The sequence below is a fragment of the Microbacterium esteraromaticum genome (genome assembly GCF_014084045.1).
GTDB lineage: Bacteria > Actinomycetota > Actinomycetes > Actinomycetales > Microbacteriaceae > Microbacterium > Microbacterium esteraromaticum_D.
On record NZ_CP043732.1, the window covers coordinates 275,383 to 292,925 of the forward strand.

Sequence of the window (17,543 nt, forward strand, 5' to 3'; positions counted from 1 at the left end):
GAGATGGATCTGCGGGCATTGCCGAAGGACCAGACGACCGAGCGCATCCATGGTGCGGATGCCCGGTATCGGCTCCATCGGCTTCCTCCCGTCCGTTCGACGACGCGTTCAGGGTAACCCATCCGCATGAACAGCGGACGTATCGCGCCTGAACGGCCCGAAGACGTGTCGGTCAGCCGGCGTTGGCGCGCAGCCAGCCGATCGGCTCGACCAGTGATCCGTTGACCTTGACCTCGAAGTGCAGGTGCGCCCCGTAGGAGCGACCCGTGTTGCCCACCTTGCCGATGAACTGGCCGGGCTCGACCGTCTGGCCGGCCTGCACGGCGCGGGTGCCGTTGGTCATGTGCGCGTAGAGCGTCGACACGCGCTTGCCGCCCACGACCGAGTCGATGACGACGGCCACGCCGTATCCGAAGTAGCTCTCGGACGAGACGCGCACCACGCCGCCCGTGGCGGCGAAGATCGGAGTGCCTGCGGGCGCGACCATGTCGGCACCGTTGTGGCTGCCGCTGAGCGTGCGGCTGACGTAGTAGGAGCCCTGGGGCAGCGGGTAGCGGACGGCACCGGACCCTGCGGCGACGAGGCGGAGGTCGGCGTCGCTGAGTCGGCCACCCCCCTGAGTGCTGGAGGCGACGCGGGCCGCGGCAGCGGCTGCTGCGGCGCGCTCCTTGGCGGCCTCCTCGGCCTTCTTCTTCGCGATCTCATCGGGGGTCGTGGCCGAATAGGTGCCGCGCTCGAGCGGAGCACTGGTGGCCTCCGATGCCACGACGAGCGACTGCGCGTCGTCGAACGCCATCTGCTGCAGAGTGGTGGCCTCGGCCGGAGCAGGCTTCGAGGAGGCCAGTGCCGGAAGCGCGACACCCGCGACGAGGGCGCAGACTGCGCCGAGGATCGCGACGGTGCGCATGGGCTTGACGCTTGAGCGGGCTGCGCGAGGTGCTCGACCTCGAGTGGGCTTCGGGTTGCCAGCGGACTCGGTCGGGGCGATTTCTTCGGCCAAAAGGGATTCCTCCTGCGCCTCCGCGCTTCGGGCAGCGCAGGCTCGTCAGCAATGTCGTTTCTCGGGCACGTATGTCACACGGCACGTTGTGCGAACTATTCGCGAAGACGACGAGCCAGGGAGGCGATCTTCGCGATTCCGTCATCGGCGGGCTTCTTCTCCGACGACCTCACCGAGGTTACCGGAAGATAACGATTCTGTCACCCTCCGAACCTGGCAATCATCTCGACGGGCATCGAAATGCGATCTGATCAGGCGTTCTCTCCGACCAGGAAGATGTGCGACGCCAGTTCGACCGGCAGCTCCAGCCCTTCGTCGCTGCCATCCATCTGGATCAGCACATAGCCCTCGCTGTAGCGGTAGTCACCGCTCGCGCCGGGGACGACGCCCGCCTCGCGCAGCTGCTCGAGCAGCTCAGGGCTGACCTGCGCCGGCTCCGCGAGACGGCGCACGGTGCCCGTGATGGGACCGTCGGCGGCATCCAGCTTCTTGACGAGACCGACGACACCGGTCTCGAATGCCGGGGTCTCGATGTCGCCGAGCTGATCGAGGCCGGGGATGGGGTTGCCGTAAGGCGACTCGGTCGGATGACCGAGAAGCTCCACGAGGCGGCGCTCGACCTGCTCGCTCATCACGTGCTCCCAGCGGCACGCCTCTTCGTGGACATACGCCCAGTCGAGGCCGATCACGTCGGAGAGCAGCCGCTCGGCGAGGCGGTGCTTGCGCATCACGTCGACCGCCTTGCGGCGGCCGTCGTCGGTGAGCTCGAGACGGCGATCCTCGGAGACGACGACGAGGCCGTCGCGCTCCATGCGGCCGACGGTCTGCGACACGGTGGGACCGGAATGGCCCAGCCGCTCGGAGATGCGCGCACGGAGCGGGACGATGTTCTCCTCCTCGAGCTCGAGGATGGTGCGCAGGTACATCTCAGTGGTGTCGATCAGATCGGTCATTCAGCCCCTCCGGAGTTCTTAGGCAAGCCTACCTTCTCACCCCGACATCGGGCCCGTCACAGGGAAGGGCAGGGGTGCCCCCGCCTTTACAATCGAGCCATGTCGATCGAGATCCCCCGCGAACTGCTGCCCGCCGACGGACGCTTCGGCTGCGGCCCCTCGAAAGTGCGCCCCGCCCAGGTGCAGGCACTCGCCGCGGCGGGAGTCGGCCTGCTGGGCACGTCACACCGCCAGGCGCCCGTGAAGAATCTCGTCGGGAGCGTTCGCGAGCGCCTCGCCGCGCTGTTCCGGCTGCCGGACGGCTACGAGATCATCCTCGGCAACGGCGGATCGACCGCGTTCTGGGATGCAGCCGCGTTCGGCCTCATCGAGCAGCGCAGCCAGAACCTCGTGTTCGGAGAGTTCGGCGGCAAGTTCGCCAAGGCTGCGGCGGCTCCGTGGCTCGATGCCCCCGACGTGCGCACCGCCGAGGCCGGAACGCTGACCACCCCGGAGGTCGTCGACGGCGTCGACGTGTTCGCCTGGCCGCACAACGAGACCTCGACCGGCGTCGCGGCCGCGGTGCAGCGCGTCGCCGCCGACGGCGCGCTCACGGTGATCGATGCGACCAGCGCCGCAGGCGGCATCGACTTCGACGTCGCACAGGCCGACGTCTACTACTTCGCGCCGCAGAAGAACCTCGGCTCCGACGGCGGTCTGTGGTTCGCGGCCGTCTCTCCGGCCGCGATCGACCGCATCGAGCGGATCGCCGCATCCGGGCGGTACATCCCCGAGTTCCTCAGCCTGAAGAACGCGGTCGACAACTCGCGGCTCAACCAGACCCTGAACACCCCCGCGCTGGCCACCCTGCACCTGCTCGACAGCCAGCTGGAGTGGATCCTCGCCGGCGGCGGTCTCAGCTGGGCGGCCGCGCGCACGGCGGAGTCGTCCGGCCTGCTCTACGACTGGGCCGCCGCGTCGACCGTCGCGACCCCGTTCGTCAGCGACCCGGCGCACCGCTCCCCCGTGGTCGCGACCCTCGACTTCGACGACAGCGTCGACGCGGCCGCCGTCGCGAAGACCCTCCGCGCGAACGGGATCGTCGACACCGAGCCCTATCGCAAGCTCGGCCGCAACCAGCTGCGCATCGCGACGTTCGTGTCGATCGAGCCCGACGACGTCCGTCAGCTGATCCGATCGATCGAGTACGTGCTCTCGCAGCAGGGCTGACGCCACGACCTGACCGCAGCATCGAGGCCCCTCCTTGATTCAGGAGGGGCCTCGATCGTCAGCGCGGACGGGCGGCGGATGCCGGATGCCGGATGCCGGATGCCGGATGCCGGATGCCGGATGCCGGATGCCGGATGTTACTCGTCGTCGTCCTCGTCGGAATCGTCGTCGTCGGATTCGTCGTCGTCGGACTCGTCGTCGTCGGACTCGTCGTCGTTGGACTCATCTTCCTCGTCGTCATCCCCGGACTCGTCGAGCTCGTCGATGTCGACGCCGTCGAGGTCGCCGGCGTGCAGTCGCGGCGACAGATCGTCGTCATCCTGCTCGTCGTCCTCGTCGGACTCGTCGTCATCGGACTCGTCGTCGTCATCGGACTCGTCGTCGTCATCGGACTCGTCTTCGTCATCAGACTCGTCGTCGTCATCCTCGCCGGAATCGTCCTGGTCCGAGTCGTCTTCAGCGGCGTCCGTCTCGGCCTGCGCCGCGAGCTCGGCCTGGTGCGCACGGTACTCGGCGAGGCGCTCGGCCCACGGCACCCAGTCGGGAGCGAGCAGCGCGCCGTCGCCCGGCATCAGCTCGACCTCGAGAACCGTCGGCTCCGAGTCCTCGACCTGCGCGACGGTCACGGTCCAGAACCAGCCCGGGTAGCCGGGCAGGCGGTTCTCGAAGCGCAGCGACACGGCGCCGCTCTCCTCGACCGTGTGACCGGCCGCCGGTCCCACGGTCGAGGCCGGAGTGATCTCGTGCAGCGCGGCGAGCGCGAGATCACGAGTGGATGCGGCGAGGTCGTCAGGCGTCGAGGTCATCAGCGACCTTGCGGAGGACGGCGGCGACGGTGCGGCTCCTGGTCGCCGAAGGATAGCGGCCGCGCCGGAGGTCGCCGCCCATCTCATCGAGCATCCTCACCAGATCCTCGACGATCACGGCCATGTCGTCGGCGGGCTTGCGCGCGGCCTTCGCCAGACTGGGCGGCGCGTCGAGCACGCGCACCGACAGCGCCTGCGGGCCCCGACGGCCGTCGGCGAGACCGAACTCGACGCGGGCGTTCTTCTTCACGGAGACGCCTGCAGGAAGGGCAGAGGCGTGCAGGAAGACGTCCTGGCCGTCATCCGATGCGATGAAGCCGAACCCCTTCTCGTCGTCGTAGAACCTGACCTTGCCGGTGGGCATGGGAGAACCTCACTGAAACACGAAATGGAGACGTCGCGCGGCGGCGCGACCCCTTCAGCCTACCCGTCCGCCCGCACCGACAGGGGATACGCTGAGAGCGATGAGCATGCATGACGACCGCAGCGCGCCGAAGACCGGGCGACTCGAGCGATTCCTGGCCTTCACCGCGCTGGGTCTCGCCGCGGCGTCCGTGATCTGCTTCTTCTCGATCATCATCGGCACCGCCGTCGGCATGGACCAGTCCGCGTTCGGGCATGGCGTCTGGCCGTTCGTCGCGGGACTGCCGCTGTTCGGCCTGCCGATCGCGTTCCTGATGATCATCTCCCTGCTGGTGCTCAGCTGGGCGCGCAAGGGACGCGCGGGCTCCGGGTCCTGACGATGAGCACGCACGCCCGTCCGCTGGCTGCCCGGCTCGCCTCGGCGAGCGACGCGCAGCTGGAGCGGGTGCTGCGCGAGCGGGCGGTGCGACCGGATGCCGGGTGGGTCGACTTCTTCGACGCCGCAGAGGCGCTTCTCGAGCCGGCCTCCATCGAACGCGCCCTTGCCCGTCTCACACTCGCCGAGGCGCGTGCCCTCCGCTCGGCAGGGCCGGACGATGCGGTCGATCTCGGCGATGCGGGTCTGGGCCTGCTCGACGAGGACGACCGGGTCCTCCCCCCGGTGCGCGCGGTCGTCGAGACGCTCGCCGAGATCCCGGATGCCGAGGAGTCGCGTCCCACTCGGGCATCCGCCGCCGATTCCGCCCGCGCCGCCGAACGGGCCTTCGCGACGATCGCCGGCGTGGCCGAGCTTCTGCTCGCCGCGCGCACCGCACCCCTCGGGCTGGTCGCGACCGGCGCGCTGAGCGCGACGGAGAAGCGGCGACTGCTCGACGACGGCGACCTCGACGCATTGCGCGATCTGGCCGAAATGGCAGGTCTCACCAGGCGCGTCGACCGGGAGCTGAGGCCGACCGCGGACGCCGAGTCATGGCTGGACGCCTCCTTCACCGGACGATGGACGCTCGTGGCCGGCCGCTTCCGCGATGCCCTGCCTTCCGGCATCCGGGGTTCGGCGGCGATCGACTGGCCTCGCGCTCACCCCTGGGACGCGAGCTGGCCGGCGCGAGCCGCGCACCTGCGCGGCCTCGCCCTGCGGCTCGGACTTCTGGCCGACGACGGATCGGAGAGCGCATGGGCGGTTCCCGAGTGGGGCGGCCCGCTGCACACCGACGAGCCGTTCGACAGCTCGGCGCTGCAGGCGCTTCTGCCTTCGGAGGTCGACCGGCTCTTCCTGCAGAACGACCTCACCGCCATCGCCCCGGGCCCGCTGCGACCGTCGCTCGACAACAGGCTGCGGACGATGACCGAGCATGACCCCGCCCAGGCCTCGTCGTACCGCTTCACCGCCGAATCGGTGTCGCGCGCGCTCGTCGAGGGCGACAGCGCCGAGGGCATCCTGGCTTTCCTGCGGGAGATCTCGCTGACCGGGGTTCCGCAGCCTCTCGAGTACCTGGTCGCCCAGACGGCGTCGAGGCACGGTCTCGTGCGCGTGCGGCCGGATGCCGACGGCGGCACCGTCGTGACGAGCACCGACGCCCACCTGCTGGAGGCGATGGAGATCGACCGCAACCTGCGCCCCCTCGGACTCATCCGCGAGGGGGACCGGCTGATCTCGCGCGTCGGAGCCGAGGCGGTGGCGTGGGCGCTCGCGGATGCCAGATACCCGGCAACCCTCGTCGACCGCGACGGCCGCAGCGTGGCCGCTGGTCGAGCGCGGATCGCCGGTCCCGCCGCCGCGACCGACGGCGGACACGCCGCTCTGATCGCGAGGCTGCGCTCGCACCAGGGTCCCGACGCCGACGCCGCCTGGCTGGACCGCGAGCTGGAAGCCGCGGTGCGGGCGAAGGCCGTGGTGCTCGTCGAGGTCGCCATGCCGGACGGCTCGCGACGCGAGCTCACTCTCGAGGCTGCGGGTCTCGGGGGCGGACGACTGCGCGGGCGCGACCGCGCAGCCGACGTGGAACGGACGCTCCCGGTACGCAGCATCGTGTCGGTGCGGGTGCTGCAGAGCTGATGCGCCGAGCGGCCGGTAGACTGGTCTGCTATGTCTGATGGCCCCCTGATCGTCCAGAGCGACCGCACCGTGCTGCTCGAGGTCGCGCACGCCGACGCCGAGTCCGCCCGGCACGAGCTGGCGATCTTCGCCGAGCTGGAGCGGGCCCCCGAGCACATCCACACCTACCGCATCACGCGTCTCGGGCTGTGGAACGCACGAGCCGCCGGCCACACCGCAGAAGACATGCTCGAGACCCTCGACCGCTGGTCGCGCTTCCCCGTCCCGCCGTCTGTGGCGGTCGATCTGCGCGAGACGGTGAACCGCTACGGACGGCTCGTGATCGAACGCGACGACGAGGGCGCGCTGGTGCTGCGCTCGACGGACCCCGCCGTGCTCGCCCAGGTGGCGAACAACAAGCGCATCCAGCCGCTGCTCATCGGGCACCCCTCGCCCGACAGCTACGTCGTCGACGCGTGGGCGCGCGGGCAGATCAAGCAGGAGCTGCTGAAGATCGGCTGGCCGGCCGAGGATCTGGCCGGCTACACGCCGGGCACGCCGCACGAGATTGATCTCGACGAGGACGGCTGGAGCATGCGGCCGTACCAGCGGCAGGCGGTCGAGGCGTTCGCGAAGGATGGCTCCGGCGTCGTGGTGCTGCCGTGCGGCGCGGGCAAGACGATCGTCGGCGCCGGCGCGATGGCCGCCACCGGCACGACCACCCTCATCCTGGTGACCAACACGGTCTCGGCGCGCCAGTGGCGCGACGAGCTGCTCAAGCGCACCTCGCTGACCCCCGAGGAGATCGGCGAGTACTCCGGTCAGGCCAAGGAGGTCAAGCCGGTCACGATCGCGACGTACCAGATCCTCACCGCGAAGCGGAAGGGCCAGTACGCCCACCTCTCGCTGCTCGACGAGATGGACTGGGGCCTCATCGTCTACGACGAGGTGCATCTGCTGCCTGCTCCGGTGTTCAAGCTGACCGCCGATCTGCAGGCCCGCCGCCGCATCGGCCTCACCGCGACTCTCGTGCGCGAAGACGGCCGAGAGGGTGACGTGTTCAGCCTGATCGGCCCGAAGCGCTTCGATGCGCCCTGGAAGCAGATCGAGGCGCAGGGCTTCATCTCTCCGGCCGCCTGCTATGAGGTGCGGGTGGACCTGCCGCCGAGCGACCGCCTCGAATACGCCGCGGCCACAGACGACGAGCGCTACCGGCTCGCGGCATCCGCACCTGCGAAGATCACAGCGGTGCGTGAGCTGATCGCGAAGCACCCCGGCGAGCGCATCCTCGTCATCGGTCAGTACCTCGACCAGCTGGAGAGCCTGTCACAGGCGCTGAACGCGCCGCAGATCACGGGCGCGACCCCCATAGACGAGCGCGAGGAGCTGTACCGACAGTTCCGTGAGGGCGAGATCTCGCTGCTCGTCGTGTCGAAGGTCGCCAACTTCTCGATCGACCTCCCCGAGGCCTCGGTCGCCATCCAGGTGTCCGGCTCCTTCGGCTCGCGCCAGGAGGAGGCGCAGCGTCTGGGTCGCCTTCTGCGACCCAAGCAGTCGAATCACACGGCCAGCTTCTACACCCTCATCGCCCGCGACACCGTCGACCAGGACTACGCGCAGAACCGGCAGCGGTTCCTCGCCGAGCAGGGGTACAGCTACACGGTCATGGATGCGGTCGACCTGGCCGCCTGAGTCCGCTCACCGCTCTTCGCCCGGCTTCAGTCCGCACCGCCAGCACGGTGCGGCGAGGTCGTCGAGCAGCGCCCCGCACTCGGGCACACCTGGGAGAGCCAGCAGGCACTGTCACCGTGCTCCTCGTCGTCACCCATGGCAGCGAGGCTACTCGCCCTCAGGGGCTCTCTCACCACGCGTGAACCAGTCGAGGCACAGCTCGGCGACGGCTTCCGGAGCATCGTCGACGACGAAATGCGCGGCGCCGTCGACGAAGGCGAGCTCGAAGCGGTCGGCGTACCGCTCATGTCCTCGGCAGATGCGACGCACCGTCGGCTCGGCGAAGGGAGCATCCTGGCGCCCGAAGACCGCGAGCGTCGGCGGGTGCAGCCGGCGCCTCTTGTAGTGGCCCGTCGCCAGGCGCATCACCTCGGGAATGATCATGCCGCGGTACAGCTCCCGGACGGCGGCATCGAATCCCGATCGCTTCTGCACCCGCAGATAGCCGTCCACGACATCGGCGGTCATGGGCTTCGCCGCGTAATCGGGGCCGAACAGCCAGGCGAGCGAGTCGCCCGCACGATGCCTCAGCAGCGGCGGCATGTGCGTGAACGCAGGAAGCAGCTTGGGGCTGAAGGTCATGAACCCCGGCGGCACGGCGAACTGCACGGCTGTGCGGACGCGTTCCGGATGCCCGTATGCCAGCTGACCGGCGACGACCGCACCGAGGTCATGGCTGACGACGTGTGCTTTCACGACGCCCAGCGCATCGAGAACCGCGATGAGATCCGCGACCATCGTCGTGCGGCGGATGGACGGGTCGTCGGCCTCCGTCCAGCCCGAGCCACGCAGGTCGGGGCAGATCACGCGGTGACCTCGGGCGGCGAGCCTCGGCGCGACATGCCGCCACTCCCACCAGCTCTGCGGGAAGCCGTGCAGCATGACCACGGGCTCCCCCTCGCCGATGACGGCGACATGGCTGCTCAGGCCGAGGGTTCTGACGACGATGTGGTCGAAGCCGGATGCGTGGGGAAGCGAAGGCGACCACTCGCGGTGGCGGGAGCCCGTCGACGGTGCCGGTGCGTCCATGATGAGCCTCCCCGTCGCTCGAAGGGTCGACATCGGCCCCTGCGCACACTCTACTACTTTCATAGTAGTTTGTCACTATGAAAGTAGTGACAAATAGGCTCGATCTGTGAGCAACACTCGGATTCGCGCCCTCGAGGCCGCCGTGACCCTGATCGGCACGGAGGGCATCCGCGCCCTCACCCACGGCAGGATCGACGCGGCGGCGTCCCTCCCCGCCGGCTCGACATCCAATCACTTCCGCACCCGCGCTGCACTGCTTGCAGGAGTGATCCAGTGGATAGCAGAGGCGGAGCGCGCCGAGGGCGGCTTCCCGGTGGTGGTCGACACCGCCGAGGACCTCATCGCGATGCTGCAGCGCGCGCTCGAGCTGGAATCGGGGCCGGGCGCGACGCGCACCCGCGCACGGTACGCGCTGTTCCTCGAGGCTCTCGACCACGACGCCGCCGCACCCCTTCGGCAGCAGCGGCGCATCTTCGAGGAGTGGACGCGCGATGCGCTCGTCCGGATCGGAGGACCGGATGCCGCTGCGGGCACGCGCATGCTCATGGCTGCCTGCGACGGCCTCCTACTGCACCGCGTCACGGTCGACCCTGACGCCCCGACGGACGACGCGATTCGACGTGCGGTGACCGCTGCGCTCGGCGCCTGAGCGCCGCACCACCGAAGGCAATCAGCCGATGCAAGGGCGGAGTCACCATAATGGGGGCATGACTGATGCGCGCATCCTGGTCGTCGACGACGAGCCGAACATCCGCGACCTGCTCTCCCGGGGTCTCAGCTTCGCCGGGTTCAAGGTGAGGACCGTCGCGAACGGCGCCGCCACCATCTCGGCCGTCCTCGAAGAGGAGCCAGACCTCATCATCCTCGACGTCATGCTCCCCGACATGAACGGGTTCAGCGTGACCAAGCGCCTGCGCGGCGCCGGCTTCACGGCCCCCATCCTCTTCCTCACCGCCAAGGACGACACGCAGGACAAGATCGAGGGCCTGAACGCCGGCGGCGACGACTACGTCACCAAGCCGTTCGCACTCGACGAGATCGTCGCACGTGCTCAGGCGATCCTGCGCCGCACGATGCAGACCGACGAGGAGTCGCTGATCCGCGCCGGCGAGCTGTCGATGGATCAGGACACCCACGACGTGTTCGTGGGCAAGGTCCCGATCGAGCTCAGCCCGACCGAGTTCAAGCTGCTCAAGTACCTCATGCTCAACCCCAACCGCGTGCTCTCGAAGGCTCAGATCCTCGACCACGTGTGGGAGTACGACTTCAACGGCGACGCCGGCATCGTCGAGAGCTACATCTCGTACCTGCGCCGCAAGATCGACCCGCACACCGACGAGTCCGTGATCCAGACCAAGCGCGGCTTCGGCTACATGCTGAAGGTCGGCAAGTCCGCGTAGCGGACCCCGGTCCGAGGCGGTCATGGCAGGCGAGCCCGACTCCGTCACCCGGTGGTGGCGGCGCATCAGCCTGCGCGCGAAGGTCACCGGCGTCACCGTCGCCGTGCTCGCTCTGGGGCTGATGATCGCAGGCATCGGCACCGTGCCGATCCTGCGGGGGGCGATGATCAACAACATCGACGCACAGCTGCCTGCGCTGGCGACGACCGGGCAGGCCGAGCGGTTCTTCGACGTCTCCGCGGAGGGCGGCCGGCTCGTGTTCGACCCGGCCGAGATCGCGCCGCGGCCGACCGAGTTCATGGTCGCCTTCTACACGGCCGACGGCGAGTTCGTCGCGGAGGCCGGCGGACAGGCGTCCGCTCCTCGACCCGACTTCCCCGAGACCTTCACCCTGCAGGACACCATCAGTCAGGGCGATCAGGTGATCACGCTGCGCGGCGAGGACGGCGAGACGTACAGCTCTGTCGCCTCCGCGCAGTCGGCGCAGGACCCCCAGGGGCTCACCTACGTTCAGATCGTCGCCCTGCCCCTCGATGAGGCCGATCGGATCGTCGCCACCTACGTCGCCGTGTACACGACGGTGGCCCTGGTCACGATCCTGCTGGCTGCGCTGCTCACGCGCGGCCTGGTGACGCTGACCTTCCGAAGGCTCGGGCACGTGGAGTCGACCGCGATGGCCATCGCGGCCGGCGACTTCAGCCAGCGACTGACCGACCTCGAGCCGACCACCGAGGTGGGCAGGCTGAACTCGGCGATCAACACGATGCTCGATCGTGTCGACCGCTCGCTCGCACAGCGCGACCGCACAGTGCAGAACATGCGGCGCTTCATCGGCGACGCCAGCCACGAGCTGCGCACCCCGCTGGTGAGCGTGCGCGGTTACGCCGAGCTGTACCGCATGGGCGCGATCACGGGCGAAGAGGACACCGCCAGGGCCATGGAGCGCATCGAGAAGGAGGCGATCCGCATGGGGGTGCTCGTCGAAGACCTTCTCGCTCTGGCACGTCTCGACGAGGAGCGCTCCCGCGAGCTGCAGATCGAGCCGCTCGACCTCCGGCCCATCGCGCGCGACGCCGCGCTCGACCTGCGCGTCGCGGCACCGGGACGCACGATCTCGGTCGTCGACACCACGGCGGACGACTCGGGAGAGGTGCGCCTGCACGGCCGCCCCCACACGGCGCCGCCGCCGCTGCCGACGCGGCCAATCCCCTCGCGACCCGCCAGTGCTCTCGCCCGGCTGCGGCGCCGTCCCCGCTCGACTCCGCCGGTGCCCGCGATCGACTTCACCGAGGCGACGGATGCCCCTGTGCGCACTCCCCCGATCGTGCTCGGCGAAGACAACAAGGTGCGCCAGGTCGTCACCAACCTGCTCGGCAACGCGCGCAGGTTCTCACCCGCGGACAGCCCGATCGAGATCGTCGTGGGTGCCGACCGCCGCAAGGGAGTGGGCACCATATCGATCGTCGACCACGGCGAGGGGATCCCCCCGCAGATCCGCGAGCAGATCTTCGAACGCTTCTGGCGTGCCGACACGTCGCGCGCGAGGGAGACGGGCGGCTCGGGACTGGGTCTCGCCATCGTCGCCTCGATCGTCGAATCGCTGCACGGCACCGTCGCCGTCGATGAGACGCCAGGCGGCGGCGCGACCTTCACCGTCTCACTGCCCCTCGCCCCTGCCCAGGCGACCCCGGCGCATCTGCTGGAGGAGACCCAGCCGATCGATCGCCTCGAGCTCTGAGGCGCTGATCTCTTCTGCACAGCGGCTCCGCCGGGCGGGTTGTGCACGGATGCCGGGAACCGGCGTCTCCTCGCGATCCCGCCCCTCGTAGGGTCGGAACTCCATCGAGAGGAGATCCCATGTCCGTCTTCACCGTCGACACAGACGCGGTCCAGGCCGCCAACGGCGCCGCCTACGCCACCATGGAGCGACTGCAGGGAGAGTCGTCCGCGCTGATGGCTCAGCTGAACCAGCTGCAGTCGTCGTGGACGGGGGCTGCAGCCGCGGCCTTCCAGCAGTGCAGCGAGCAGTGGCGCGGAGCGCAGCTGCACGTCGAGCAGGTGCTCGGATCGATCAGCGCCGCACTCGGTTCCGCGGCCGCGCAGTACGCGGACGCCGATCAGTACTCGGCCAGCCTGTTCCGCTGACGCCCGACAGCGCTCGTGCCGCGCAGGAGCGCAACCCGGTCGTTGAGCGAGAGCGGCGGAGCCGATCGAGCCGACACGCGCAGAACGCCCCCTGCCTTTCGGGCAGGGGGCGTTCGAGCAGTGCTTCAGATCGTCTGGATCAGAAGTCCATGCCGCCCGACGGGTCAGCCGGCATGGCCGGTGCCTTCTCGGGCTTGTCGGCGACGACGGCCTCGGTGGTCAGGAACAGACCGGCGATCGACGCGGCGTTCTGCAGCGCCGAGCGGGTGACCTTGGCCGGGTCGATGATGCCCTGCGCGAACATGTCGCCGTACTCGCCGGTGGCGGCGTTGAGGCCCTGGCCCGCGGGGAGCTCGGCGACCTTGTGCGACACCACGCCGGGCTCGAGGCCGGCGTTGATGGCGATCTGCTTCAGCGGAGCCTCGATGGCGACGCGCACGATGTTCGCACCGGTCGCCTCGTCGCCCTCGAGGGCGAGCGTGTCGAGCACCTTGGCCGACTGCAGCAGCGCGACGCCACCACCGGGGACGATGCCCTCTTCGACAGCAGCCTTCGCGTTGCGGACGGCGTCCTCGATGCGGTGCTTGCGCTCCTTGAGCTCGACCTCGGTGGCTGCTCCGGCCTTGATGACGGCGACGCCACCGGCCAGCTTCGCAAGGCGCTCCTGCAGCTTCTCGCGGTCGTAGTCGCTGTCGGTGTTCTCGATCTCGCGACGGATCTGCGTGACGCGGCCCTCGATGGCGGACTGCTCGCCCGCGCCCTCGACGATCGTGGTCTCGTCCTTGGTGACGATGACCTTGCGCGCACGACCGAGCAGGTCGAGCGTGGTGTTCTCGAGCTTGAGGCCGACCTCTTCGGTGATGACCTGGCCGCCGGTCAGGATCGCGATGTCCTGCAGCTGAGCCTTGCGGCGGTCGCCGAAGCCGGGAGCCTTGACGGCGACCGACTTGAAGATGCCGCGGATCTTGTTGAGCACGAGCGTCGCGAGAGCCTCGCCCTCGACGTCCTCGGCGATGATGACGAGCTCCTTGCCGTCCTGGATCACCTTGTCGACGACCGGCAGCAGGTCTTTGATGTTGCCGATCTTCTGGTTGGCGATGAGGATGTACGGGTCCTCGAAGACAGCCTCCTGGCGCTCCGGGTCCGTGACGAAGTACGGGTTCAGGTAGCCCTTGTCGAAGCGCATGCCCTCGGTGAGCTCGAGCTCGGTGCCGAAGGTCTGGGACTCCTCGACGGTGACGACGCCCTCCTTGCCGACCTTGTCGATGGCCTCGGCGATGAGCTCGCCGATGGCGGGGTCAGCGGCCGAGATCGATGCGGTGGCGGCGATCTGCTCCTTGGACTCGATCTCCTTGGCGCTGTTCAGCAGGTCCTCGGTGATGGCCGCGACGGCCTTCTCGATGCCGCGCTTGAGCGAGATGGGGTCAGCGCCGGCTGCGACGTTGCGCAGACCCTCGCGGACGAGTGCCTGAGCGAGGACGGTCGCGGTGGTGGTTCCGTCACCGGCGACGTCGTCGGTCTTCTTGGCGACCTCCTTGACGAGCTCCGCACCGATCTTCTCGTACGGGTCGTCGAGCTCGATCTCCTTGGCGATCGACACACCGTCGTTCGTGATCGTGGGGCGCCCCACTTCTTCTCGAGCACGACGTTGCGACCACGCGGGCCGAGGGTCACCTTGACGGCGTCGGCCAGGATGTTCAGGCCGCGCTCGAGGCCGCGACGGGCCTCCTCATCGAAAGCGATGATCTTTGCCATGAGTCTTTCGTCCCTCCCGGACGTAGGCGATGGGGTGTTAGCACTCCGACTGTTCGAGTGCTAAACCCAGTCTGGCACTCGACCCATGAGAGTGCAAGCCGCGGGGGCGGGAGCTCGGCGTCGCGCGTCAGGGAGCCGGGGTCTCGGAATCGGTCGGCTCGCCGTCGACGCGGTCGAGCCCGATCACCACGGTCAGCTGCGGTTCGTCGGTGTCGTTCAGCGCGGCGTAGAAGTCGCTCTTCTGCACCTCGGCGCCGCCGAGCAGGTCGGCCAGGCCCAGCGCGGCTCCCTCGTCCTCATCGGCGACGTAGAACACCGTGGTCTTGGAGAACTCCTGCGACGCTCCGTCGCTGCCGAAGACATCCTCCGTCGACCATCCCTCGTCGAGCAGCTTCTCGCGAACCTCGGCGACCAGACCCTCCTCGGGCGTGGCGTTGAGGATCAGCACGCGGTACGACGGATCCACCTCGGCGACGACACCGGGCGCTGTCTGCACCGGAGCCGGCTCATCCCCGCCGAACAGCGAGATGCGGTCCATCATCACCAGCGACACGAAGATTCCGCAGACGATGAGCACGAGGGCGACAGCAGCCGACCACAGCAGCACGACGAGTCCGTTCATACCCGGCTGCTCGGCGCGGTGCGCGCCGACGCGTCCGGTCGCACGGGGGACGTCGTCGAATCGATCGCGGGGGGACTTCTGCACCCCTCGATGCTATCGGGCGCCTCCCGTGAGTCCGCATCGAACGGCGGCGGGCGAATGCCGGCGCTGTGCGTCGTCAGCCGACGAAGCCGCGCATGCGAGCGGTGCGCTGCACAGCCCGAGCGTCGCGGAGGCGACGGAGCCTGCGCACCAGCAGGGGGTCGAACTCCAGCGCGGCCTCGGTCTCGATGAGCCGGCCGAGCAGCTGGTAGTAGCGTGCCGGGCTCATGCCCAGCTGCGCCCGGATGGTCTCCTCCTTCATGCCGCCGTGACGCGGCCAGGCCGCCTCCAGCGTGAGGATCGCGCGATCGCGATCGGAGAGTTCACCGAGCATGTGCTCAGGCTACGCGGCATCCTCGCCGTTCCCCGCGCGCCACTCCCACCAGCGGCCCAGCGGATCGGCATCCGCCACCACCCGTCCGTCGAGGGCGACCGCGAAGCCGCGGAATCCGGCCGGATCGATCGCCGGTCGCCACCCGTCGTGCAGCCCGGGCGAGTCAATCGTGATCCAGTGCGCATCGACGGCGCGGATGCGCTCGATGAGCTCCAGCCGCCGCGGGCGCGGCAGATAGACGAGCATCCCCGGGGTGGTGATGACCAGCTTCGCGCCGGCGGGGGCGCAGGCCACCACGGCCTCGAGCTGCTCTGCCGCGTCGCCGGCGCGCAGCACGGGCGGGTCGGCGGCGACGATCGCCATGGCCCCGGCGATCCGCTCGCTGCGCTCGCGCTCCCCCGGCCAGATGAGCGACTCCAGCCAGGCGCGATCCGACGGCGAGCGCACATCGAGGGGATCGAGGTCGACGCCTGCTCGCCAGATCACCTCCGGAACGCGCAGCGGGGGCAGCTCGCCCGTGACCACGCTGCCGAGCAGCACAGGAGACGGCCCGTCCGACGGGTCGATCCGCTCACGCGGGACGCCGTCGGCGCCGTCGATGCGGAACGAGAACCGGTCCGGGTAGAGACACAGCCCCGCGGCGGCGCCCAGCTCGAGCAGGGCGATCGGCCCGTCGATCATGCTCAGCGCAGGCAGCAGCGCCGCCAGCCGGAGCGGCTCGTTGATCTGCACGCCGCGGCGCCCGCACTCGGCAACCAGTTCGTCGGCGTGCTCGAGCACGAACTCCCGCCACTGCGCATACCCGCCGACCGGCGCGCCCAGAAGCCGTGAGACCGCGAACACCAGCGGCGGCTGGCGGTTCTGCGGCGAGAGCCGGGCGAGGAGCGCCTGCACCGCGGCATCCCCGGCCACGCCCGCAGCCCACGCGGCGTACACGTCGCTGCGGCCAGGAGCCTCGTCACGGGCGAAGCGGTCGTAGCGCTCGGCGACGGCATCGATCATCCCGCCATTGTCCCAGCGCCCCCTCTTCGCCGCGGAAGAGAGAGAATAGAGGCATGGGTTACAGCGTGAACAAGACGGATGCCGAATGGCGGGCAGAGCTCGGCGACGAGCAGTACGCGGTGCTGCGCGAAGCCGCCACCGAGCGCCCCTGGACGGGTGAGCTGCTCGATGAGGAGCGCGCCGGCCTCTACACCTGCGGTGCGTGCGGGGCGGAGCTGTTCCGCAGCGGCACGAAGTTCGACTCGGGCTGCGGCTGGCCGAGCTTCTACGAATCGGTGCGCCCCGAGGCCGTGCAGCTCATCGAGGACCGCTCGCTCGGCATGGTGCGCACGGAGGTGCGCTGCGCCGCGTGCGGGTCGCACCTCGGGCACGTCTTCCCCGACGGCTTCGGCACCCCGACCGGCGACCGCTACTGCATGAACTCACTGGCTCTGTCGTTCACACCAGAGCAGCCGTGAGCGCACTCGACGCCGTCCGGCGCCGCACGTCCTGGTCGCGCGTCACCGACGACGCCCCGACCCGCGAGCAGCTGCTGCCGCTCGTCGAGGCGGCAGGACGCGTCGCCGACCACTCGTCGCTGCGCCCCTGGCGCCTGATCGAGCTGCGCGGCGACGACCGGCTGACGCTGGGCGCGGCACTGGCGAAGGCGGGCGGAGACGACAAGCCCTCGAGCAAGCCGCTGCGCGCCTCGCTGCTGATCGCGATCGTGGCCTCGTACCGCAAGAGCGACAAGGTGCCTCGGTGGGAGCAGGAGGCGGTCGCATCCGGCGTCGCACACACCCTCAGCCTGCTGCTCGACGAGGCCGGCTGGGGCGTCATCTGGCGCACCGGCGGCCTCACCCGGTCGAAGGCCGTGGCCAAGGCGCACGGCCTGAAGAAGAACGAGGAGCTGCTCGGCTGGCTCTACGTCGGCGGCAAGCCCGAGGGCAGAAGCGCGGGGCGCCGCAAGCCGGTTGATGCCGAGACCCTGCTCACACCTATGCCCGCGGCATCCGGCGGGGCCGACAGGCTCCTGCAGAAGGAGCGGAAGAAGTCGGCGAAGAAGAAGTCGGCGAAGGACAAGCGCCGCAAGAGCTGA

Annotated in this window: 18 protein-coding genes and 1 pseudogene; 10 read left to right on the plus strand and 9 right to left on the minus strand. The window is 69.5% G+C overall.

Annotation, left to right across the window (positions count from 1 at the left end; genetic code table 11):
* Positions 1–172: 172 nt before the first annotated feature.
* Both FVO59_RS01310 and FVO59_RS01315 read right to left on the minus strand, forming a co-directional pair.
* Entirely contained in the window at positions 173–907 is a 735-nt protein-coding gene (locus FVO59_RS01310) for a M23 family metallopeptidase (protein ID WP_182253888.1), read from the minus strand.
* 344 nt (positions 908–1,251) lie between these two features.
* A complete protein-coding gene (locus FVO59_RS01315; RefSeq protein ID WP_182253890.1) occupies positions 1,252–1,953 on the minus strand; it encodes an iron-dependent transcriptional repressor DtxR in 702 nt (233 codons plus the stop codon).
* Positions 1,954–2,052: 99 nt separating this feature from the next.
* Between FVO59_RS01315 and serC the strand changes: the two genes are divergently transcribed.
* Positions 2,053–3,162, plus strand: coding sequence for a phosphoserine transaminase (serC, locus tag FVO59_RS01320; RefSeq protein WP_182253892.1), 1,110 nt, complete (start codon positions 2,053–2,055; stop codon positions 3,160–3,162).
* A 137-nt stretch (positions 3,163–3,299) separates the two neighbouring features.
* Here the strand turns inward: serC and FVO59_RS01325 are convergent, their stop codons facing one another.
* Complete coding sequence (locus FVO59_RS01325) at positions 3,300–3,968, minus strand: DUF3027 domain-containing protein (RefSeq protein ID WP_182253894.1); 669 nt, start codon at positions 3,966–3,968, stop codon at positions 3,300–3,302.
* Positions 3,952–4,332 (minus strand): cold-shock protein, encoded by a 381-nt coding sequence (locus FVO59_RS01330; protein WP_071640579.1) that lies wholly within the window; start codon positions 4,330–4,332, stop codon positions 3,952–3,954. The genes FVO59_RS01325 and FVO59_RS01330 overlap by 17 nt, the downstream gene beginning before the upstream one ends.
* A gap of 100 nt (positions 4,333–4,432) precedes the next feature.
* Here FVO59_RS01330 and FVO59_RS01335 point away from each other — a divergent pair, with 100 nt between their 5' ends.
* Genes FVO59_RS01335 through FVO59_RS01345 form a run of 3 tightly spaced genes read left to right on the plus strand, consistent with a single transcriptional unit; the run spans position 4,433 to position 8,058 of the window.
* Positions 4,433–4,708, plus strand: coding sequence for a multidrug ABC transporter ATPase (locus FVO59_RS01335; protein WP_182253896.1), 276 nt, complete (start codon positions 4,433–4,435; stop codon positions 4,706–4,708).
* Between the two features lie 2 nt (positions 4,709–4,710).
* On the plus strand, positions 4,711–6,387 hold the full coding sequence (locus tag FVO59_RS01340) for a helicase-associated domain-containing protein (protein ID WP_182253898.1): 1,677 nt from the start codon (positions 4,711–4,713) through the stop codon (positions 6,385–6,387).
* 30 nt (positions 6,388–6,417) lie between these two features.
* Positions 6,418–8,058 (plus strand): DNA repair helicase XPB, encoded by a 1,641-nt coding sequence (locus tag FVO59_RS01345; RefSeq protein ID WP_182253900.1) that lies wholly within the window; start codon positions 6,418–6,420, stop codon positions 8,056–8,058.
* A 147-nt stretch (positions 8,059–8,205) separates the two neighbouring features.
* On the opposite strand, the gene FVO59_RS01350 is transcribed toward FVO59_RS01345, so the two are convergent.
* Positions 8,206–9,126 carry an alpha/beta fold hydrolase gene (locus FVO59_RS01350; protein ID WP_182253902.1) on the minus strand — a complete coding sequence of 307 codons (921 nt, stop codon included), beginning with the start codon at positions 9,124–9,126 and terminating at the stop codon, positions 8,206–8,208.
* 106 nt (positions 9,127–9,232) lie between these two features.
* Here FVO59_RS01350 and FVO59_RS01355 point away from each other — a divergent pair, with 106 nt between their 5' ends.
* From FVO59_RS01355 to FVO59_RS01370, 4 genes are all read left to right on the plus strand, one after another.
* The gene (locus FVO59_RS01355) at positions 9,233–9,775 is read left to right on the plus strand and encodes a TetR/AcrR family transcriptional regulator (RefSeq protein ID WP_182253904.1); all 543 of its coding nucleotides are present in this window, start codon (positions 9,233–9,235) and stop codon (positions 9,773–9,775) included.
* A gap of 58 nt (positions 9,776–9,833) precedes the next feature.
* The gene (locus tag FVO59_RS01360) at positions 9,834–10,526 is read left to right on the plus strand and encodes a response regulator transcription factor (protein ID WP_182253907.1); all 693 of its coding nucleotides are present in this window, start codon (positions 9,834–9,836) and stop codon (positions 10,524–10,526) included.
* A gap of 22 nt (positions 10,527–10,548) precedes the next feature.
* Entirely contained in the window at positions 10,549–12,264 is a 1,716-nt protein-coding gene (locus FVO59_RS01365) for a sensor histidine kinase (protein WP_182253909.1), read from the plus strand.
* Positions 12,265–12,383: 119 nt separating this feature from the next.
* Positions 12,384–12,671 (plus strand): WXG100 family type VII secretion target, encoded by a 288-nt coding sequence (locus FVO59_RS01370; protein WP_182253911.1) that lies wholly within the window; start codon positions 12,384–12,386, stop codon positions 12,669–12,671.
* Between the two features lie 139 nt (positions 12,672–12,810).
* Here the strand turns inward: FVO59_RS01370 and groL are convergent.
* From groL to FVO59_RS01390, 4 genes and pseudogenes are all read right to left on the minus strand, one after another.
* Positions 12,811–14,426 (minus strand): annotated as a pseudogene (gene groL / locus FVO59_RS01375) (chaperonin GroEL).
* A 127-nt stretch (positions 14,427–14,553) separates the two neighbouring features.
* Positions 14,554–15,132 (minus strand): LytR C-terminal domain-containing protein, encoded by a 579-nt coding sequence (locus tag FVO59_RS01380; protein ID WP_259363352.1) that lies wholly within the window; start codon positions 15,130–15,132, stop codon positions 14,554–14,556.
* A gap of 73 nt (positions 15,133–15,205) precedes the next feature.
* Entirely contained in the window at positions 15,206–15,463 is a 258-nt protein-coding gene (locus tag FVO59_RS01385; protein WP_182253913.1) for a DUF3263 domain-containing protein, read from the minus strand.
* 9 nt (positions 15,464–15,472) lie between these two features.
* Positions 15,473–16,465 carry a DUF2332 domain-containing protein gene (locus FVO59_RS01390; RefSeq protein WP_182253915.1) on the minus strand — a complete coding sequence of 331 codons (993 nt, stop codon included), beginning with the start codon at positions 16,463–16,465 and terminating at the stop codon, positions 15,473–15,475.
* Positions 16,466–16,518: 53 nt separating this feature from the next.
* On the opposite strand from FVO59_RS01390, the gene msrB reads away from it, so the two are divergent.
* Both msrB and FVO59_RS01400 read left to right on the plus strand, forming a co-directional pair.
* Positions 16,519–16,923: a peptide-methionine (R)-S-oxide reductase MsrB gene (gene msrB / locus FVO59_RS01395; RefSeq protein WP_182253917.1), complete on the plus strand. Its 405-nt coding sequence runs from the start codon at positions 16,519–16,521 to the stop codon at positions 16,921–16,923.
* Positions 16,920–17,543: a nitroreductase family protein gene (locus tag FVO59_RS01400; protein WP_182253919.1), complete on the plus strand. Its 624-nt coding sequence runs from the start codon at positions 16,920–16,922 to the stop codon at positions 17,541–17,543. Before msrB ends, FVO59_RS01400 begins: the two co-directional genes overlap by 4 nt.